Origin of the sequence: Gilvimarinus gilvus, assembly GCF_030518155.1 — a bacterium.
GTDB lineage: Bacteria > Pseudomonadota > Gammaproteobacteria > Pseudomonadales > Cellvibrionaceae > Gilvimarinus > Gilvimarinus gilvus.
The window spans coordinates 1-16,844 of record NZ_JAULRU010000362.1 but is presented as its reverse complement, the minus strand read 5'-3'; the positions used below and the strand labels follow the sequence as shown (position 1 = coordinate 16,844).

Genomic DNA, 16,844 nt, shown 5'->3' with positions numbered 1-16,844 from the left:
CTGCGGTGTTCAAAATTATAATCTTTACCTTTACCACATAAAAACGCCCGGCGTACGCAGCGGGAAACACAGTGATAGTAAGGGGTATCGGCAACAGATATCAGCTCTTTCCTTGGGCGAGTCATCGTTCTTCCTTAAACGTTGAGGTCGATATTTACAATGGCAGAGGGTTGTGGCACTGTCAAGTTTTTGGGTGTCCTCAATTAAAGCGATGGCAGAGGGTTGTGGCACTGTCAAGTTTTTGGGTGTCCTCAATTAAAGCGAAAATTAACAAAGCGAGGCAGTGAAAAGCCCGTCAAAAACCAGCTGCGCGGCGGGCTTGGGGCTCGTACCTCGCCCCTGTGCTTTGTGTTATGTGCGCCGAATTCATACACAAAGTGCAAAATTGAGATTACTGACAATGCGTAGAATACTAAAGCAGATGCGAGACATGTTTACCCGTAAGATGAGTTTCAATGACTTGCTGAAAGAAGAAGCTATTTACCTATATGCGGGTGATGTTCCCCGAAATGGCTTATACGAGAAATTTGTCGGATTATCTCTTACGCAAGCTAATTCGCAACACATTAAGCACGATGTTACGAAAAGGCTTCCATTGAAAGACTGCTGCGTAGATATTTACCAGTCCGAAGATGTTTTCGAGCATATTGAACCAAAAAAATTAATAACTGTAATAGACGAGATATATAGAGTATTGAAGCCTGGGGGTATCTTTAGATTGTCACTTCCTGATTATCAGTGCGATATCCTGCGCAACAGGACACTGAAAAGCAAAGAAGGAAAATTATTATTTGATCCCGGTGGCGGCGGCGATTTCGAAGATGGAAAAGTCGTTAATGGAGGACATTTATGGTTTCCAGAATACAATTCGGTTAAAAGTATTCTTGATCGCACACTATTTAAGGAGATCAATTTTTATCATTATTACAATGAGGATGGAGAAGCCGTCACAAATACTATTGATTATTCTGTAGGCCATGTAATGAGGACTCCAGATCATGATGAAAGAGTGAGAAAACCATACAGGCCTATGTCTATCGTAGTTGATTGCATGAAATAAAAAAAAGCCCAAAAAAAGGCTCTACTCCGGACTCTGTAGTTCCCCCGTTTTGACGGTCACCTTCTGATGAAGTTTTTGGCTTTTCTGTTGCCGGAAATGAGTTGACATTAAATCCTACAGGCGCAGAAAACTCAGCAACGTTCGTGAAACTATTTTAATATAACAAATCCCGCCAAGTGGCAGTTAAATCTCTACGCGCTTTGACTGCCCCTCCTGTTGGTGCCAGGGCGAATCAAGGCAGGGAGCATCTAGATGCAGGGTAATCGTGCTCAAAACACTAACGGTATTTAATGCGAAGAAGCTGTTCAGCTGGTCAGATGAAAATGGAGCCCTCCGTAGGTGATGTAAGTATGAGTTTTTCAGAGTTAAAGTATGGGGTAGACGATGGGTCGTATAGGGCCGCAGGAGGGCTGGAAGGGATAACACAGCTCGTGGATGCGTTCTACGACTTTATGGAGGAACTACCAGAGGCTCAAGTCATTCGCGGTATGCATCGAGCGGATTTGGGCGAATCGAGAAAGAAGCTGGCTTACTTTTTGTCAGGGTGGCTGGGTGGGCCTAAGCTCTATGCTGAGAATTTCGGGGGTATTGTTATTCCCAAGGCGCATGGGCACTTAGCCATCGGTCAGAACGAGGTGGATGCGTGGATGTTGTGTATGCAAAAGGCTGTGGATTTGCAGCCCTATCCACAGGCGTTTAAAGATTACCTTATTAACCAATTGCGCGTACCTGCCGAGAGAATAAGAGTCGTTTGTGAAAAGAATATCCATGGTGAGTGACGTCGAAACCAAGTTGCTCAAGTATAGTGGTGGCTGTAGACATTTCCGGTCGAATTTCGCTAGGAATATATTTTGAGACAAGCGCTAAGAGAAAAGATTATAGAAGTGTGTAATCAGAAGATTGAGAAAAAGGGTGAAGGGGTAGGGTTATCCTTTTACGCATTTTTCAAGAACAAGAACGATCAGCCGGAAGTGCTTATGGAGGCCGCGCGGTGGTGGATTGAAACTCACAAGCTCGATCATTTCGAGAAAGCCACTAAAATTAAAACGATGGTTTGTTCTGGCGTTTAGAGTGGGCCATGCAACCAGCCAGCTAAAGCTGCTGTCTAGCAGCGGTTGTTCGCTTTTAATGTTTCTCACCCGTCGCCCGTCATTTATTCACCAAATATACATATAACTCAAGGTGATGCTATCAAAATCGCCGGCAATCTTTGACTCAATTCCCGTGCTAAGCGCTGCCCGGATCGCGTGCCTGCGCTTTATGGGTTGTAAAAAGGTGATGCCGGCCCGGGAGTTTTGCAGTTCGGCCTGCTCCGGGCCGTCGCCAACGGTTGCTGCGCCGCCCTGATACCAGTTGAGGTCAAAGGAAACCCAGGTGCCGCTTTTAATGACATGCACTAGGTGAACTTCGGATGACAGAAGCGGCTTTTGTGAGCGAGTTTTACCTAGGTAATTGTCGTTATCCTCGTAGAGCCAGGCGCCTAATTCACCTTCAAATAACCATCGGTCACTCAGGGGCAAAATAAACCCTAGCGCCGGTTTTACGGCCCAACGGTTCGTGCCAGCGTTAAACAGTCGATTGCCGTCGTATTCGCCGGTGGGAATGCTAACGAGCACGCTTGCTCCTACAATGGGGCCTGGGTTCGCTGCCAGGTTGCGAAATTGCTCGCGGTCCATGCTGGGAGCGCCCATTAAATTTATAGCCATGCGAACGCGTGGGTCTGCAGACGCGCTAATGGAGTGCTCTGCGAATTCACCGTTAACAATCGCTTCGGCATGGCCCTGCACAAGGGGATAATTTATTTGCAGATTGCCGGTGCGTTCAAACAGATTGAAAGTTCGCTGATACGTTAGGGAGAGAAAGTCGAGTGTTACTTCGGCGCCTTCAATGGGGGCGGAAGCGTCAACGAGCACATCGCCTGCAGAATGTTGGTAGCTCATCACCGCTGCGTTCGTGCCATTGGGGGCTGGCCAGTAGGCTCTGGGGGCCAACTCTTGCGCTTGAACGCCGAATACCAACATGGATGTTAGTAGTATGAAAAGTGAATACGTAAAATTGAACCGCATGAACAACCCCCTGTAGTGTTAGCGGCTACAGTATAGCGAGGTGTACAGGGAAACAAAAAATGCTTGATGACAATTTTGAGGCGCCAGAAATTAGGCTTAACGTTCCCCATTCCTTGCCTATACTCCCACTATAAGGAGTGCATATGAATACCCGATCGTCACGGGCCGATTTGGTCCGCCATCACCAGCCTAAAAATATCGCGAAACGCCTCTCGGATGGCCCGGAAAACAGCTATTTGCGTGATTTTATTTACGGCGCTATCGATGGCTTGATTACCACGTTTGCCATTGTCGCCGGCGTGGCCGGTGCGGGCTTGTCCTCTACCGTGGTGATTATTCTCGGCTTGGCCAATCTGTTGGCCGATGGATTCAGTATGGGAGCGAGTAACTACCTGGGGGTACGGGCCGATAGTCAACTGAAGGAGAAAACACGACGCCAGGAGCTGGAAGAGATTCGCCTCTACCCGGAAGGGGAAAGGGAAGAAGTGCGGCAGATCTTTGCGGCCAAGGGTTTTTCCGGCGAACAGCTTGAGGATATAGTGTCTACTATAACCGGCGATCGCAAGCTGTGGGTGGATACCATGCTGCAGGACGAGCATGGCTTGTCGCTGCAGGATCAGAACCCGCTGCGTTCGGGGCTCGCGACCTTTTCGGCGTTTGTTTTGCTCGGGGCGTTGCCGCTCATGCCTTTTTTTATCGGCGCTCTCTGGCCCGGTGTGCCTGCTATACCCTATTTATGGAGTGTGCTGCTCACCGTATTCGGGTTTGTGGTGGTGGGGGCGGCGAAAGGGGTACAGGTTAAAGGCTCAGCGTTGTAGTCAGCGCTGGAAACGTTAGCCGTAGGTGGCGCCGCCGCCTTTTTAGCCTATTGGGTAGGCAAACTGTTAAGCGGTTTGTGATTCCGGCAGTTCTTCCAGACGAATATCCACGGCTAGCTCATCGGCAATGGCGTCGAGCTGGTCGTAGAGTTCATCCATATTAACGCCGTTAGGCAGGTGAATAATACCGGTGGCTTCAAACATGGGCTCGCCGGACCAGGGCATGCTGGATGTATCGGTTTCTAGTTCATCGACACTGATGCTGCGACTGGCAAAAGCCTGTGACACTTCATACACAATGCCGGTGCGGTCTGGGCCTACCACGCTGAACGACAGCGCCACCGGTTGCGCCTCGCCCACGCCCTCTGCCTTTTCGGCGACGACCTGTAAGCCATCACAGGCTAGCCCGCCGAGCGCTGCTAATAGCGATTCGCAATGTTCCTCGGGCACCGCAACCTGTAGAATACCGGCAAACTTACCGGCCAGATGCGACATTCGGCTTTCTAGCCAGTTACCATGGTTGTCGTGAATGGTTTTGGCGAGCTGCTGGACAACGCCCGGACGGTCAGCACTAATAACGGTAAGTACAAGATTCTGATTCACGGGTTTTCCTATTATTTGGACGTATATGCGAAGAGGCCAAGTGCTAAGCGCGAGCCCCAATCTTACCCCTAAAGATAACACAGACTTGAATGATTATTCCCTATCAGCAAATACCCCAAGGTACACTGAACGCTCTGTTGGAAGAGTTTATTACCCGAGAGGGGACGGACTACGGTGAGGTCGAAGCAACTCTGGAGGATAAGGTGGCTGAGCTGACACGCCAGCTAAAAAGTGGCGAGGTGGCGATCGTCTTTGATCCGGCACTCGAGACAACATCCATTGTACCGGCTCGCGACCTAAAAGGTTGGGAAGATGCCTGATCTTATCGTTAGTAGGGCCGAGTCCGCTCGCGCTGCACTGGTGCTTGCGCATGGCTCGGGCGCCCCGATGGACAGTGATTTTATGAATCGGGTAGCCCAGGCGTTCTGCCAAGCGGGGGTTAACGTCTACCGTTTTGAGTTTCCCTATATGCACGAGCGTCGAGCCTTAGGTAAAAAGCGCCCGCCTAATCGCCAGCCGGTATTAATAGATAGCTGGACTGAGGCGCTCAATCAAGTGACTGAGCGCGAATCCTTGCCAGTATTTATTGGTGGTAAGTCCATGGGCGCCCGAATGGCCTGTATACTGGCGAGTATTGAACCTGTGGCTGGGGTCGTATGCTTCGGCTACCCGTTCCACCCGCAGGCAAAACCGGAGAAAACCCGGCTTGAGCCGTTACAAGAGTGTCGCTGTCCGATTTTTATCGCTCAAGGAACGCGCGATAAACTCGGTAGTTCAGAAGATCTAGCCAGTTACGTTCTCGCCGATTCGGTCGTTATACACTGGCTCGAAGACGGTGATCATGGCCTAAGGCCGCGCGTGAGTTCAGGATTGACCCACGAGCAACACATTCAAGGCGCTGTAAGTGCCGCTGTTGGTTTTATTGATAACCTGCTATGAATCATTTATATCTGCATTGCCGCCCGGGCTTTGAAAAAGAGTGTGCCGCTGAAATCACTGAATTGGCATCGGGTGTGGGCATTTTTGGCTACAGTAAAACCAAAGACGGCCAAGCTCTGGTTACTTTTGTGACTCAAGAGCCAGACGGTGCCTTAACGCTGATCAATAAGCTGCCATTCGCCCGCCTCATATTCATTCGCCAGTGGTTTGCCGGCCCCGCTGCGGTTGCGAATATGGACCCAACTGATCGGTTGTCACCACTACTGCAGGCGATGGCATCGCTGCCGCGGCCCGCCGAGTGGTGGGCTGAAACCTGTGATACCAACGATGGTAAAGAACTCTCGGGGCTGGCAAAAAAAATTGCTCAGCCTTTTACCCGCGCGCTGCAAAAGTGCAGCTTGATTGATAAGAAAAGCCCGTGGCGGCTACACGTGTTGTTTTTAGCGGGCACTACGGCCTTGATCGGTGTTGCGCCATTGGCGAACAGTTCGTCTAGCCCAATGGGGATTGTGCGTTTGCGTCAGCCCTCACAGGCTCCCAGTCGCGCCACGCTCAAGCTCGAAGAGGCGTGGCATCATTTTATTCCCGCCCATGAGTGGGAGGAGCGTTTAGCCGGCGGTATGCGAGGGGTAGATTTGGGCGCGGCCCCCGGCGGTTGGACCTGGCAATTGGTCAATCGCGGTATGTTTGTCGATGCGGTGGATAATGGTCCTATGGCTGAGTCTCTAATGGACACTGGCCAGGTGACTCACCATGCCATGGATGGGTTTGTGTTTGAGCCTAAAAAATCCGTGCATTGGTTGGTTTGTGATATTGCCGATAAACCGGCGCGCGTTGCGAATATGATCGGCCGTTGGGCGGAAAACATGTGGTTTGGTGAAGCGGTATTCAATTTAAAGCTGCCCATGAAGCAGCGTTACGCCGAGGTGAAAAAACTGGAGGCGCGATTGTTGGCGGTGCTGGCTGAGCTGCCCTGTAAGTCAGATTTGGCTTTTAAACAGCTTTATCACGATCGTGAAGAAGTCACAGGGCACCTGCGACTTTTTCGTTAAGCTGTGCCAGCGTTATTTCTTGAGCAGTGTGATCTTTTCAAAATCAGCCAGAGTCGGGTTGAGCTGATTGAGTGTTTGATGTCTTTCGTCGCTGTAGTACCACTGTTTCCAGTCGTGCAATGAGCGCCACTTGGACAGCAGATAGCGATGATTAGGGCGTTGCATATCTTCAAGGGTTTCCCCGTTAATAAATCCGGGGGCCCTGTGTGCAGCTTCTAATGCTTGTTGGGCAAACACATCGTAGGTACTTTCCATACCTTCGGCAATGTGTCTTTCGACCAGTACGTAAATCATGGCTAACCTTAACACTGGTTTAGAATGGTTTTTAAAGTTCCTGACCCTATTGTAACGTAAATTGAAGAATTGCCAACGCCGTTTCACAGGTGTTGGCGACAAAGTGATGCGTAATAGAAGAGATTAACTTGCCGAAGATTGACGCACTAACCAGTCGCCCAGCTCGATCCACTGTTGCAATATTGACTGCAGCTTGGCCAGCGAGTTGGCGTCGTTGGGTTGAATGGTTAGCCAGTGGTTGCCCAGTTGGGTGAGTGCTTCAATAATTTTACCGATCGTTATCGCGCCTAAATTATTCAATACGGTAAAATGGTCCAGGCTCGCTTGGGCGACATACTGGGGCGTAATATCAGCAGGTGCCAAGTCGGCCAGTAACTGACAAATTTTGTCCGACAGTTGCGGGTGCTGTCCTTTTAGCAGCATTTGTGTTTGGTGCAGAGTGTGACAATTAAACTGTGGTATATGTGTTGGAACATCAACCACCGAGTGATACAGCGACGGCATGAACGCTTACTCCAGCACGCTGTGCGTGCGCTTTCATTGAACCGAGAACCAACTACAGTGAAAATACCAGCAAATGTTGTTTAGGTTTGCCCTTTGCGGTGGGTGGGCAGGTTGATATAAGGGCAGGTACCTCGCCGTTCGGGCTCCTTACAATCGTAAGTCTAGGCAACCTAAGAGCATCGTGCCCGCAATTTATAGATGATATAACGCTATGAACAAACGAATTGATAATATTTTGGATACTTGTGGTTTACTCTGCCCTGAGCCTGTGATGATGTTGCATCAAGCAGTGAGATCTATGTCGCAAGGTGAAACAATACAGGTATTAGCGACCGATCCTTCAACGACCAGGGATATTCCCAAATTTTGTCTCTTTCTTGGTCACGAGCTGGTGTCGCAAGAGGAAGCGGATGGCGTAATGACCTACACCATCCGATTGGCGGGAAACAACAGCAACGACTAAGGCGTTACTGGCCTTCTTCTACCAACATGGAAATCGCCGCCAATGCTTCTGGATCTTCGGCTTTGATTTTGTTGGCAATTTGGTGCTGAAAGAAGTAGCGAAAATCATCGTGCTTTTGCGCCGCGTACAAGCAGTCGTCACCGGGTAGAACCGGAGTGCTAATGACTTTTTCCGCATCGGTAAGCATGCCGTATATGTTGCCGTCGTGCAGCAAGCGCCAGCTCACCACCTCTACCAGCGTAAGTTGGTGATTTCCGGCATTGGCTAAAACCGCATGGGTACCAATGGTATCTGGTAGCTCCTGAATGACATCGTCTTCATTTTCACACTCAAGTTCATAATATTCGGCCGAAGTTTCCAGCTCGATTATTTTGTGCAGGGGTGCGTCGAAGAAAACTTCGTCAATACCGACATCGTAGTATCCTTCCCATTGACCGTTAAGGGGATCGCAGACCTCAGTGCAAGAGACTATGTCGTTAAGCCAAGGTACCAGCCCAACAACCTCGCCATTCGCACGCAAGCCCCAGGCGACAACTTTTAGGCTAAACAGCTTATCTGGATTGCTTTCGTTGGAATACAGCATTTCCAACCCGTCCAGTTCTGGAGCGAGTCGAATAAAGCGCTGATCGTGAAGCTCACTGAATGATTTGCCGGTAAAAAAGTCCACCACATTTTCACTATTGTGGCTTTTGACTGGGGTCTTCATAATACACCTCCCGAATGAGGCCGATGACCGCACTGACAGTGCTGCCGAATTTTTTCGATGCCGAAAAAAACGCCGTTTTTATTCGGCTATCACTATATAAGGTATATGCTATTGCTGCCGAGCACAATACTTACCCTTAAAAATTTACTGTTCGCCGTTAGGCGACGAAGCACAAGTGGTCATAAAAAGCACAAATCGCCTGTTAGAGAGATATTTTGAATACAGCTTTCGTCGTTGCAACCCACCAAAGTCACCAGTTGGTTGAGATTTTTAATCGCTGCTTCTTAGACCGCGAAAACACCCGTTTGCTCGGTGGCGCGCCAGAGCCTCTGTACCTGCCGGCAAGTGCCGGCAGCCCTGCGCAAATTCACTTTACCCAAGATTTTTTTTCCAGCGCCTTGCATGAATGTGCCCACTGGTGTGTGGCCGGTGAGGCCAGACGCCAGCTGGAGGATTATGGCTACTGGTATGCACCCGATGGCCGCGATGCCAGCCAGCAAGCAGAGTTTGAGCGAGTTGAGGTGCGCCCTCAGGCGTTGGAGTGGTTGTTTTCGGTGGCGGCGAACTGGCCATTTCGGGTCAGTGCCGACAATCTTGCCATGGAGCTGGGGCCGTCAGACGCCTTCAAGGACGCTATTTGTGCTCAAGCGCAGAGCTTGACGCCGCTCACGGTCAATGACCGAACCAGCCAGTTTGCCCAGGCCTTGCTTGCGTATTATCGCCCAGCTAAGGGGCTTGATTGGTTGTTTAGCCCAGAGCGCTTTGCCCGGAGTTCACTATGAGTGACAAGGGGCGCGCGGCGGCTCCGGTGTGCTTAATCGACGCTTCTATTTATATATTTCGCTATTACTTCGCCATGCCGGCAAATTGGTTTAGCGAGCCCGAAGGGCACTCAACCGAGGCCGTCTATGGCTTTGCCGGATTTTTGGTGCAATTGCTCGGTGGCTACCAGCCCACAGCGGTGGCGGTGTGCTTTGATGAAAGTCTGGGCAGTGGCTTTCGCCACCGTCTATCACCCGATTATAAAAGTTCGCGGGTGTTACCCGATGAGGCGCTGGCGTTTCAGCTCAAGGCCTGCGTTCAAGTGGCGCAATTGCTGGGTCTCGCTACCTATGCCAGTGACGAATACGAAGCCGATGACCTGTTAGCGAGTCTTTACAGTGCCTGTGCGCGGGAAGAGGCACCGGTGGCAATTTTGTCCCGGGATAAAGACCTGGCTCAGGTGTTTAGGCGTGATTGTGACTTTTTATGGGATTATTCCGACAATAAGCGGTATTTTCCTAACGATATCGCCACTAAGTTTGGAGTGAGTTGCCAGCAATTGGTGGATTATCAAGCTTTACTGGGCGATGCCATTGACGATATTCCCGGAGTGCCTGGCATCGGAGCCAAAACCGCAGCCGGGCTGTTAACTCACGGCGGCAGCATCGCTGCGCTGCAAGCAAACCCCAGCCAGATTGCCGGCTTCCCCATGCGCGGCGCCAAGACACTGGCGCAGAAATTGTCTGAATACCGTGGGCAAATAGCCCTCTCGCAGCAACTGGCGGGCTTAGTACAGGGTATTGAGTTAATCGATACCAGTAGCCAACTGCATAGAAAACCCGTTAACTGCGTTCAATTAACCGATTTTTGTCAGAAGATGGGTTGGTCCGCCGGGATGATTCGGCGCCTGACTTCGCCTTTTGCAAATGCCCAAGCTTAAGTTAAGGAATGCCCATTCCCATGAAAATAGTAGCCGATGAAAACATACCGCTGGCCGAAGCCTTTTTTGAGTCCGCGGGTGAGGTGGTGCGCCTGCCGGGACGCAACTTAAATGCGGATGATGTACACGATGCCGATGCGTTATTGGTGCGCTCGGTCACCCGGGTTGATGAGGCGCTATTGGCGGGCTCCAAGGTGAAGTTTGTCGGTACCTGCACCATTGGTATGGACCATCTGGATCAGGCCTACCTGAATAAGGCCGGTATCACCTTTGACAACGCCCCTGGTTGCAATGCTAACTCGGTGGTGGAATATGTGTATGCGGCCCTGTGCCGTTTAGGTGTGGATTGGCGCAACCGCTCGGTGGGTATTATCGGCTGCGGGAATGTCGGCGGTGCACTGTATCGGGCACTTAAGTCTCAGGGTGTGGAGTGTCGTTGTTATGACCCATTACTGAGCCGCGATCAAAACCCAGATTTGGCTGCGCTGGAGGAGGTGTTGCAATGCGACATTGTCAGTATGCACACGCCGCTGACCACCGAGGGCAGTCATCCCAGCCGCCATATGATGGGATATGAGCAGCTCAACAAATTGCGCGATGGTGCCGTCCTGCTTAATTGTGGGCGCGGAGCTGTGATTGATAATCAGGCCCTATCGCGCTTGCTTGATGAGCGCGATGATCTGCAGGTGGTATTGGACGTGTGGGAGTGGGAACCGGAAATCAGCGTATCTTTATTGCATCAGGTGCAGCTGGCGTCTCCGCATATTGCCGGTTATAGCTACGACGGTAAGTTGAAGGGAACGTCGATGATTTACCAGGCATTTTGCCGTCACTTTGGTCTCAATGAGCAAACGACTCTAACAGATGTGCTACCCGCTACTGAGAATAACCGCCTAACTCTGCCTGTGGGCGATGTGTGGCAAGTGATATGCAAACTCATTGAACAGGTGTATGACATACACGCGGATGACCGGGCGCTGCGAGATATGGTGGCTGCGAGCGCCGAGCCGGTGGGTGTTGGTTTCGACCGGCTGCGTAAACAGTACCCGGTGCGACGGGAGTTCAACAATTACATCGTGCCCGCCAGCGGTAACCCCGCCATCGACGGGCCGCTGCAAGCGCTTGGGTTTACCCTGGAGTCACGCTGATTGTGTTGAAACTCGGAGTCATTATTAATCCCTATGCCGGCATCGGTGGCAGTGTTGCCCTTAAGGGCAGTGATGGGGTTGAGGCGCGCGACAGGGCACTGCAGCTTGGTGCGAAGCCCAGAGCTGCTGAACGCATGCTGCGCGCCCTGGCACCGCTAGAGGGCCTGCCAGTGAAGCTCTATGGCTATGCCGGTGATATGGGGGCGGCAGCTCTGACGTCTTTGCCATTGCCTTTTGAGGTTGTGGGCCGCGCGGCAACGGTGCCGAGCTCTGCGCAAGATACACAGAAAGCGGCGCGCGCGCTGAAAGGCTTGGGGGTTGACCTGATTGTATTCGCCGGCGGTGATGGTACCGCCCGGTCATTAGCTGATGCGATTGGCTGCAATGTTCCGGTGTTAGGGGTGCCCTCAGGCGTGAAAATTCACTCCGGGGTCTACGCGATTTCACCCGAGGCGGCCGGCAGAGTGCTATGCCAATTGGCGGCCGGATGCTGGGCTCCTTTGGTGGAGTGTGAAGTACGAGATATCGATGAAACGGCTTTTCGCGAGGGGCGGGTGCGCGCCCGGCACTACGCCGAAATGCGGGTTCCGATGGAGGCTGGCGCTATTCAACAGGTAAAAAACGCCGGCGCAGAGGTCGATGAGTTGGCCCAGGCCGATATCGCGGCGGATGTTGCTGAGCGTATGGACAGTGACAGTTTGTACTTAATTGGTCCGGGCTCCACCACCCGGGCGGTCATGACCGAGCTCGGCCTTGAATCAACGCTGCTTGGCGTAGATGTCGTTAAGGCGGGGCAATTACTTGCCGGCGACGCCACCGAAGCGGAGATTCTGGCGCTCATGCAAAGCCATCGCGGGCCGGTTGTGATGGTAGTCACGGCCATCGGTGGGCAGGGACATATTCTGGGGCGCGGCAACCAGCAGTTTTCTCCTGCGGTGGTGGAACAAATTGGCCGCGATAATATTTGGGTAGTCGCTACGGCCGATAAGCTTAAAGCGCTAGAGGGGCGGCCACTTTTGGTTGACTCTAACAGCCCGCAGCTTGATCGGCAGTTGGCCGGTTTACTGCCAGTAATATGCGGCTACCACCAGGAAATACTGTATCCAGTCGGAGGTGGTCATGAACCTGCTGGATAGTCAGCGCGTGCAGGCGCTGCTTGATCGGGCCGGTGCTGAGCCGCAGGCACCGCTCGACAGCTGTCGCTTATTTCACGGCCGCGGACAGTGCTACCCGGGGCGTGAACATATAGTGGTGGACTTCTTTGCTCCGGTAATTTTGATCACGTTTTTTGCTGAGCCCCATCCCGATGAGCTGCCGCAACTATTGGATGAGGTGGCGCCAATTATGGCGGAGCTGGCGGATACGGTGGTGGTACAAAGGCGTTACCTGGCCGGCAGCCCCAATGAAGTCGTTAAGGGGCAGTTGCCGGAGGATTGGCGAGCCCGGCGTGGCAATATAACGTTTGGCCTGTCACTGCAGGGGCAGCAAAATTTGGGTTATTTCCTCGATATGGAACCCGGTAGGCGCTGGCTGGAGCGGGGCGCGCCCGGTAAAAAAGTGCTGAATTTATTTGCCTATACCTGTGCCTTGTCCGTAGTGGCCGTCGCCGCGGGTGCCCGGCAGGTCGTTAACGTGGACATGAGTAAGCAGGCGTTGGCGCGCGGTCGGCGCAACCACCAAATTAACGGCCTGGATAAGCGGGCCAGTGGCTTTTTACCGGAGCAGATTTTGAAATCCTGGAGCCGGGTAAAAAAACCGGGGCCCTATGACGTGGTGATTCTGGACCCGCCCAGCTTTCAAAAAGGCAGCTTTGTTGCCAGTCGCGACTACGCCAAGCTTATCAAGCGTTTGCCAGAGCTTATGCCCGGTGGGGGTGAGGTGTTGGCGTGTTTGAATGCGCCGGAACTGCCGGAGGATTTCCTCAGCGAACTCTTTAGCGAATATTGCCCAGGCGCTGCCTTTGTTGAGCGGCTGGCACCGTGCGATGACTTTCCGGACAAGTACCCCGACCGCCAGCTAAAGTTAACCCACTGGCACTTGCCTGCAGCCTAAAACCCTGCGGGCGAGTGAGCTCGGGGTTAGGTGCTAACGGTGCAGCAGAATTTGCATAATGGCATCAATGGCATTGGACGATTTGCCTTTCAGTGCGGCGCGCACCAGATCGATCGCTGGCGCGAAGTCGCCTTCAATATCTCCGTTTTCCAGCATGGGTTCAAGCTGAGCATTAATGTGCGTAGCTTGGTTGGAGAGCCGCGAACGACAGCTGATGAGACTGCTAAGCAATACAAAGCCGCGGTGTGTCAGAGTGGCTTGATCTATGGCTTCCTGACGGATGGTGTCGTCGTAACGGATATAGCCCTCATCGGCAAGCCATAGCAGTGTCGACAGGCAGGCCATGTGGCGAGGGCTGTGCAAACCGAACTCGTCGGGGGAGTCCGGCCCGGCAATATCCTCAACAAACAGCGTGAGCTTACGCGGAAAGCTGGAATAGAGCAGATTCAGCGCGCGAGCGGCGTCCTTATGAAAATCACTAATATGAATATCGGCCATGGTGTTCTACTGGGTGTATCGCTCTATAAAGTGACCAAAGCGCTCAATAGCGCCCGCCAGTTCGTCTTCGCGGGGCAAGAACACTATCCGCAGGTGATCGCGGGTGGGCCAGTTAAAGGCCGTGCCCTGTACCAGTAAAATCTTTTCCTGAATCAGGAAGTCGAGCACCATTTGCTGATCGTCAATAATCTTGTGACGATTGAGGTCTATTTTGGGAAATAAATAGATCGCCCCTTTGGGTTTTACGCAGCTGATGCCGGGTATGTCGGCCAGCGCGGCCAGGGCAGCATCGCGCTGATCGCGCAGGCGCCCACCCGGCATAATCAGCTCATTGATGCTCTGGTAGCCTCCCAGTGCGGTCTGCACGGCGTACATGGCCGGAACATTGGCACACAAGCGCATGGAAGCAAGCATTTCTATACCTTGCACATAGTTTTTTGCTTTGTGCTTGGCACCGCTAATCACCATCCAGCCCGAGCGGAAGCCAGCTAGTCGATAGGACTTGGACAGGCCGTTAAAACTAATACACAAGGTGTCGCGCACCAGGCGGCCGAGCGGGATGAACTCGGCATCGTCGTAAAGGATTTTGCTGTAAATTTCATCGGCAAAAATAATCAGCCCTTTTTCTTCGGCCAGGCGGACGATCTGCTCAAGTATGTCCTGACTGTATACGGCGCCGGTCGGGTTGTTTGGGTTAATCAGTACAATACCGCGCGTTTTATCGGTAATTTTGCTTTTAATGTCGTCAATGTCCGGAAACCAGTCCGATTGTTCATCGCACAGATAGTGAACGGCTTTGCCCCCGGCGAGATTTACGGCCGCGGTCCACAGTGGATAATCGGGGGAGGGGATCAGCATTTCGTCGTTATTGTTCAGCAGAGCCTGCATGGTCATAACGATTAATTCACTGACGCCATTGCCGAGGAAGATATCGTCGATATCGACATTGGGAATTCGCAGCCGCTGGCATTCCTGCATAATGGCTTTGCGCGCGGCAAACAAGCCGCGCGAGGCGACGTAGCCCTCGGCATTTGGCAGGTTGTAGATGACGTCCTGGATAATTTCGTCGGGGGCGGCAAATCCGAAAGGGGCCGGGTTACCGATGTTGAGTTTCATAATTCGGTGACCTTCCTCCTCGAGCCGGTAAGCGTGCTCAAGGACAGGGCCGCGAATGTCGTAACACACCCCGTTTAACTTGTCGGATTTTTGAATCGTTTCCATTTACAGTAAACTGCCTTTCAGTCTCAAACGTATATAAATCAATAATATGGGTCAGACAATCATCCGGTTTGCCGGCCCCGTGTGTCAAGGAGTTGTTGATGTCGCAAAACAAAAACTACACAGAAGCCTATTTTCGCGAAAGGTTAACGCCTGATCAGTACTATGTTTGCCGGGAAAAAGGTACAGAAAGGCCTTTTTCCGGGGAGTACTGGAACGTGTTTCGCGACGGCACTTATGTCTGCCGCGGCTGTGGAGAACGTCTGTTTGAGGCCGGTACAAAATTCGATGCAGGGTGCGGCTGGCCCAGCTTCTCTGCGCCGGCCGATGACGGTGTTATTCGTGAAGAGTTTGATGCGAGTCACGGTATGCGTCGCACTGAGGTATTGTGCGAGCGTTGCGGCAGTCACCTGGGGCATGTATTCCCCGACGGGCCCGCTCCTACGGGACTGCGTTACTGCATTAATTCGGCATCGATTGCGCTGAATGAAAAAGCGGACGATCAGTCGTAGACTTGTTTTTTCTTCCAGTCATCGTCTTCTCTTTCCAGTTCTTTCCATGAGTTCTGCAGGTCTTCGTCCTCTTGTGCTGGTTTGGCACTGGGGGAGAGGGCGGCGTGCTCCTGCTCCAGTTTTGCGATCACAGTTGTGAGTTGATCAATTTGTTTCTGAAACCCCTGCTGGCTATTTTCTTTCACCAGCAGCTTGCGAGCTAAGGCGTAAAAATGAATGGCCAGGCGCAGTTTTTTCTCTGCTTGGGCTTTTTTGGCTTGTTGCAGGTAGCTGTCTACAGAGATTTGTAACATCAGGCGGCGGAGTTGCAGCATAAGACTTTTGGCCGTTGCGGCCGGCAGGGCACCGCTTTGGGTTTGAGTGCCAATGTGGCGACCTAGTTCTTGCAGTAGGGTGCGAGCCTCGTTGGTTTTTTCCGGCGGCAATTTGATTTTTTCGGTTTGAGTGGGCAGGGCTTCAAGTTGCTTGCTATACACCTGAAACTCTTCGCTATAGCCATCGTTGGGGGCGAGCTTGGCCAGCTGTTCGCTGGTATTGAGCAAAACCCGGTAAACGTATGTAGCCACCTCTGTCGGTAAATAGCCAGCGGGCAGCTCAGATACGATTACTTTGAATAACTGCTGCCGCTGTTTAAGCGCTTTCAATACACGGTTTTGTTGTTTTTTCTTTTTCGCGATGTGCTGGGTGATGAACACATAGCACACCAGGGCGGTTGCCAGGATGACCAGTGCAGCAATTACCAGTACAGATGTCATAGTTGCCCCTGTAATAGCTCGCCCATAACCGACGGTTGCGGTGTGTCATGGGGGCGGAATTCGTCGTTTGATAGCTGAGATTATAGCATTTTGACCTATAAAACAGCCTTGGCGTGAGTTTTAGCCAACTTTTACGCTATATTCTCTGCACATTTGCCTAATATCAAAGCACTTTGGTGAAAGCTTATTCAGGTGGTTGCTCTCAATAACCGGCTGCGCTAAGTTGTTGTTTCGCCGCATTTAAAATTTGCAACAAAGTGTTGACAGGTGCCCAAGGCGTGCTTAGAATGCGCCCCTCTTTTGACGAGACACGGTCCCCTTCGTCTAGAGGCCTAGGACACCGCCCTTTCACGGCGGTAACAGGGGTTCGACTCCCCTAGGGGACGCCAAGCGGAAATAGCTCAGTTGGTAGAGCACAACCTTGCCAAGGTTGGGGTCGGGAGTTCGAGCCTCC

At 52.0% G+C, this 16,844-nt stretch carries 22 protein-coding genes, 1 tRNA gene and 1 pseudogene; 15 read left to right on the top strand and 9 right to left on the bottom strand.

Features of this window, described 5'->3' with window-relative positions; all coding sequences use genetic code 11:
* Nucleotides 1-125, bottom strand: a pseudogene (locus QWI17_RS06270) (transposase); the annotation flags it as partial.
* Nucleotides 126-430: 305 nt separating this feature from the next.
* Here QWI17_RS06270 and QWI17_RS06265 point away from each other — a divergent pair.
* From QWI17_RS06265 to QWI17_RS06255, 3 genes are all read left to right on the top strand, one after another.
* Entirely contained in the window at nucleotides 431-1,060 is a 630-nt protein-coding gene (locus QWI17_RS06265) for a methyltransferase domain-containing protein (RefSeq protein ID WP_302721671.1), read from the top strand.
* A 350-nt stretch (nucleotides 1,061-1,410) separates the two neighbouring features.
* Nucleotides 1,411-1,839: a group II truncated hemoglobin gene (locus tag QWI17_RS06260; protein WP_302721670.1), complete on the top strand. Its 429-nt coding sequence runs from the start codon at nucleotides 1,411-1,413 to the stop codon at nucleotides 1,837-1,839.
* Nucleotides 1,840-1,911: 72 nt separating this feature from the next.
* Nucleotides 1,912-2,130 carry a DUF6500 family protein gene (locus QWI17_RS06255; protein WP_302721669.1) on the top strand — a complete coding sequence of 73 codons (219 nt, stop codon included), beginning with the start codon at nucleotides 1,912-1,914 and terminating at the stop codon, nucleotides 2,128-2,130.
* Between the two features lie 87 nt (nucleotides 2,131-2,217).
* Here QWI17_RS06255 and QWI17_RS06250 read toward each other — a convergent pair whose 3' ends face one another.
* Nucleotides 2,218-3,126, bottom strand: a complete 909-nt coding sequence (locus tag QWI17_RS06250; RefSeq protein ID WP_302721668.1) for a transporter — start codon at nucleotides 3,124-3,126, stop codon at nucleotides 2,218-2,220.
* 143 nt (nucleotides 3,127-3,269) lie between these two features.
* On the opposite strand from QWI17_RS06250, the gene QWI17_RS06245 reads away from it, so the two are divergent.
* Complete coding sequence (locus QWI17_RS06245; protein ID WP_302721667.1) at nucleotides 3,270-3,944, top strand: VIT1/CCC1 transporter family protein; 675 nt, start codon at nucleotides 3,270-3,272, stop codon at nucleotides 3,942-3,944.
* Between the two features lie 66 nt (nucleotides 3,945-4,010).
* Here the strand turns inward: QWI17_RS06245 and QWI17_RS06240 are convergent, their stop codons facing one another.
* Entirely contained in the window at nucleotides 4,011-4,547 is a 537-nt protein-coding gene (locus tag QWI17_RS06240) for a glycine cleavage system transcriptional repressor (protein ID WP_302721666.1), read from the bottom strand.
* A gap of 89 nt (nucleotides 4,548-4,636) precedes the next feature.
* Between QWI17_RS06240 and QWI17_RS06235 the strand changes: the two genes are divergently transcribed.
* From QWI17_RS06235 to rlmM, 3 genes are read left to right on the top strand one after another with little or no spacing between them, the layout of a single operon-like run.
* Nucleotides 4,637-4,867 carry a YheU family protein gene (locus QWI17_RS06235; protein WP_302721665.1) on the top strand — a complete coding sequence of 77 codons (231 nt, stop codon included), beginning with the start codon at nucleotides 4,637-4,639 and terminating at the stop codon, nucleotides 4,865-4,867.
* Entirely contained in the window at nucleotides 4,860-5,486 is a 627-nt protein-coding gene (locus tag QWI17_RS06230; protein ID WP_302721664.1) for an alpha/beta family hydrolase, read from the top strand. Before QWI17_RS06235 ends, QWI17_RS06230 begins: the two co-directional genes overlap by 8 nt.
* Nucleotides 5,483-6,538 (top strand): 23S rRNA (cytidine(2498)-2'-O)-methyltransferase RlmM, encoded by a 1,056-nt coding sequence (rlmM, locus tag QWI17_RS06225; protein WP_302721663.1) that lies wholly within the window; start codon nucleotides 5,483-5,485, stop codon nucleotides 6,536-6,538. Before QWI17_RS06230 ends, rlmM begins: the two co-directional genes overlap by 4 nt.
* 12 nt (nucleotides 6,539-6,550) lie before the next feature.
* Here the strand turns inward: rlmM and QWI17_RS06220 are convergent, their stop codons facing one another.
* Together QWI17_RS06220 and QWI17_RS06215 are read right to left on the bottom strand one after the other, a co-directional pair.
* On the bottom strand, nucleotides 6,551-6,832 hold the full coding sequence (locus QWI17_RS06220; RefSeq protein ID WP_302721662.1) for an antibiotic biosynthesis monooxygenase family protein: 282 nt from the start codon (nucleotides 6,830-6,832) through the stop codon (nucleotides 6,551-6,553).
* 123 nt (nucleotides 6,833-6,955) lie between these two features.
* Nucleotides 6,956-7,336 carry a hypothetical protein gene (locus QWI17_RS06215; RefSeq protein WP_302721661.1) on the bottom strand — a complete coding sequence of 127 codons (381 nt, stop codon included), beginning with the start codon at nucleotides 7,334-7,336 and terminating at the stop codon, nucleotides 6,956-6,958.
* 211 nt (nucleotides 7,337-7,547) lie between these two features.
* On the opposite strand from QWI17_RS06215, the gene tusA reads away from it, so the two are divergent.
* Nucleotides 7,548-7,799 carry a sulfurtransferase TusA gene (tusA, locus tag QWI17_RS06210; RefSeq protein ID WP_302721660.1) on the top strand — a complete coding sequence of 84 codons (252 nt, stop codon included), beginning with the start codon at nucleotides 7,548-7,550 and terminating at the stop codon, nucleotides 7,797-7,799.
* Between the two features lie 4 nt (nucleotides 7,800-7,803).
* Here the strand turns inward: tusA and QWI17_RS06205 are convergent, their stop codons facing one another.
* Nucleotides 7,804-8,505: a hypothetical protein gene (locus QWI17_RS06205; RefSeq protein WP_302721658.1), complete on the bottom strand. Its 702-nt coding sequence runs from the start codon at nucleotides 8,503-8,505 to the stop codon at nucleotides 7,804-7,806.
* A 215-nt stretch (nucleotides 8,506-8,720) separates the two neighbouring features.
* On the opposite strand from QWI17_RS06205, the gene QWI17_RS06200 reads away from it, so the two are divergent.
* From QWI17_RS06200 to QWI17_RS06180, 5 genes are read left to right on the top strand one after another with little or no spacing between them, the layout of a single operon-like run.
* Entirely contained in the window at nucleotides 8,721-9,287 is a 567-nt protein-coding gene (locus tag QWI17_RS06200) for an elongation factor P hydroxylase (RefSeq protein ID WP_302721657.1), read from the top strand.
* Entirely contained in the window at nucleotides 9,284-10,207 is a 924-nt protein-coding gene (locus QWI17_RS06195) for a 5'-3' exonuclease (protein WP_302721655.1), read from the top strand. The genes QWI17_RS06200 and QWI17_RS06195 overlap by 4 nt, the downstream gene beginning before the upstream one ends.
* A gap of 20 nt (nucleotides 10,208-10,227) precedes the next feature.
* Entirely contained in the window at nucleotides 10,228-11,355 is a 1,128-nt protein-coding gene (locus QWI17_RS06190; RefSeq protein WP_302721654.1) for a 4-phosphoerythronate dehydrogenase, read from the top strand.
* Nucleotides 11,356-11,357: 2 nt separating this feature from the next.
* On the top strand, nucleotides 11,358-12,491 hold the full coding sequence (locus QWI17_RS06185; protein ID WP_302721653.1) for an ATP-NAD kinase family protein: 1,134 nt from the start codon (nucleotides 11,358-11,360) through the stop codon (nucleotides 12,489-12,491).
* Nucleotides 12,475-13,407 carry a class I SAM-dependent methyltransferase gene (locus tag QWI17_RS06180; protein WP_302721651.1) on the top strand — a complete coding sequence of 311 codons (933 nt, stop codon included), beginning with the start codon at nucleotides 12,475-12,477 and terminating at the stop codon, nucleotides 13,405-13,407. The genes QWI17_RS06185 and QWI17_RS06180 overlap by 17 nt, the downstream gene beginning before the upstream one ends.
* Before the next feature lie 33 nt (nucleotides 13,408-13,440).
* Here the strand turns inward: QWI17_RS06180 and QWI17_RS06175 are convergent, their stop codons facing one another.
* Nucleotides 13,441-13,905: a hypothetical protein gene (locus QWI17_RS06175; protein WP_302721649.1), complete on the bottom strand. Its 465-nt coding sequence runs from the start codon at nucleotides 13,903-13,905 to the stop codon at nucleotides 13,441-13,443.
* 6 nt (nucleotides 13,906-13,911) lie between these two features.
* Complete coding sequence (locus QWI17_RS06170; protein ID WP_302721647.1) at nucleotides 13,912-15,126, bottom strand: pyridoxal phosphate-dependent aminotransferase; 1,215 nt, start codon at nucleotides 15,124-15,126, stop codon at nucleotides 13,912-13,914.
* A 98-nt stretch (nucleotides 15,127-15,224) separates the two neighbouring features.
* Between QWI17_RS06170 and msrB the strand changes: the two genes are divergently transcribed.
* Complete coding sequence (gene msrB / locus QWI17_RS06165; protein ID WP_302721645.1) at nucleotides 15,225-15,635, top strand: peptide-methionine (R)-S-oxide reductase MsrB; 411 nt, start codon at nucleotides 15,225-15,227, stop codon at nucleotides 15,633-15,635.
* Here msrB and QWI17_RS06160 read toward each other — a convergent pair.
* Nucleotides 15,626-16,390, bottom strand: coding sequence for a hypothetical protein (locus tag QWI17_RS06160; RefSeq protein WP_302721644.1), 765 nt, complete (start codon nucleotides 16,388-16,390; stop codon nucleotides 15,626-15,628). The two genes, msrB and QWI17_RS06160, sit on opposite strands and share 10 nt — an antisense overlap.
* 313 nt (nucleotides 16,391-16,703) lie before the next feature.
* Here QWI17_RS06160 and QWI17_RS06155 point away from each other — a divergent pair.
* Nucleotides 16,704-16,779 (top strand) — tRNA-Glu (locus tag QWI17_RS06155).
* Nucleotides 16,780-16,844 lie beyond the last annotated feature (65 nt).

Excerpts from the sequence above, each read along its gene's own strand:
- QWI17_RS06245 (WP_302721667.1), top strand. The coding sequence starts at position 3,270 with ATGAATACCCGATCGTCACGGGCCGATTTGGTCCGCCATCACCAGCCT.
- QWI17_RS06190 (WP_302721654.1), top strand. The coding sequence starts at position 10,228 with ATGAAAATAGTAGCCGATGAAAACATACCGCTGGCCGAAGCCTTTTTT.
- QWI17_RS06205 (WP_302721658.1), bottom strand. The coding sequence starts at position 8,505 with ATGAAGACCCCAGTCAAAAGCCACAATAGTGAAAATGTGGTGGACTTT.
- QWI17_RS06180 (WP_302721651.1), top strand. The coding sequence starts at position 12,475 with ATGAACCTGCTGGATAGTCAGCGCGTGCAGGCGCTGCTTGATCGGGCC.
- QWI17_RS06235 (WP_302721665.1), top strand. The coding sequence starts at position 4,637 with ATGATTATTCCCTATCAGCAAATACCCCAAGGTACACTGAACGCTCTG.
- QWI17_RS06170 (WP_302721647.1), bottom strand. The coding sequence starts at position 15,126 with ATGGAAACGATTCAAAAATCCGACAAGTTAAACGGGGTGTGTTACGAC.
- QWI17_RS06260 (WP_302721670.1), top strand. The coding sequence starts at position 1,411 with ATGAGTTTTTCAGAGTTAAAGTATGGGGTAGACGATGGGTCGTATAGG.
- QWI17_RS06160 (WP_302721644.1), bottom strand. The coding sequence starts at position 16,390 with ATGACATCTGTACTGGTAATTGCTGCACTGGTCATCCTGGCAACCGCC.
- QWI17_RS06230 (WP_302721664.1), top strand. The coding sequence starts at position 4,860 with ATGCCTGATCTTATCGTTAGTAGGGCCGAGTCCGCTCGCGCTGCACTG.
- rlmM (WP_302721663.1), top strand. The coding sequence starts at position 5,483 with ATGAATCATTTATATCTGCATTGCCGCCCGGGCTTTGAAAAAGAGTGT.
- QWI17_RS06215 (WP_302721661.1), bottom strand. The coding sequence starts at position 7,336 with ATGCCGTCGCTGTATCACTCGGTGGTTGATGTTCCAACACATATACCA.
- QWI17_RS06250 (WP_302721668.1), bottom strand. The coding sequence starts at position 3,126 with ATGCGGTTCAATTTTACGTATTCACTTTTCATACTACTAACATCCATG.
- QWI17_RS06220 (WP_302721662.1), bottom strand. The coding sequence starts at position 6,832 with ATGATTTACGTACTGGTCGAAAGACACATTGCCGAAGGTATGGAAAGT.
- tusA (WP_302721660.1), top strand. The coding sequence starts at position 7,548 with ATGAACAAACGAATTGATAATATTTTGGATACTTGTGGTTTACTCTGC.
- msrB (WP_302721645.1), top strand. The coding sequence starts at position 15,225 with ATGTCGCAAAACAAAAACTACACAGAAGCCTATTTTCGCGAAAGGTTA.
- QWI17_RS06175 (WP_302721649.1), bottom strand. The coding sequence starts at position 13,905 with ATGGCCGATATTCATATTAGTGATTTTCATAAGGACGCCGCTCGCGCG.
- QWI17_RS06195 (WP_302721655.1), top strand. The coding sequence starts at position 9,284 with ATGAGTGACAAGGGGCGCGCGGCGGCTCCGGTGTGCTTAATCGACGCT.
- QWI17_RS06265 (WP_302721671.1), top strand. The coding sequence starts at position 431 with ATGTTTACCCGTAAGATGAGTTTCAATGACTTGCTGAAAGAAGAAGCT.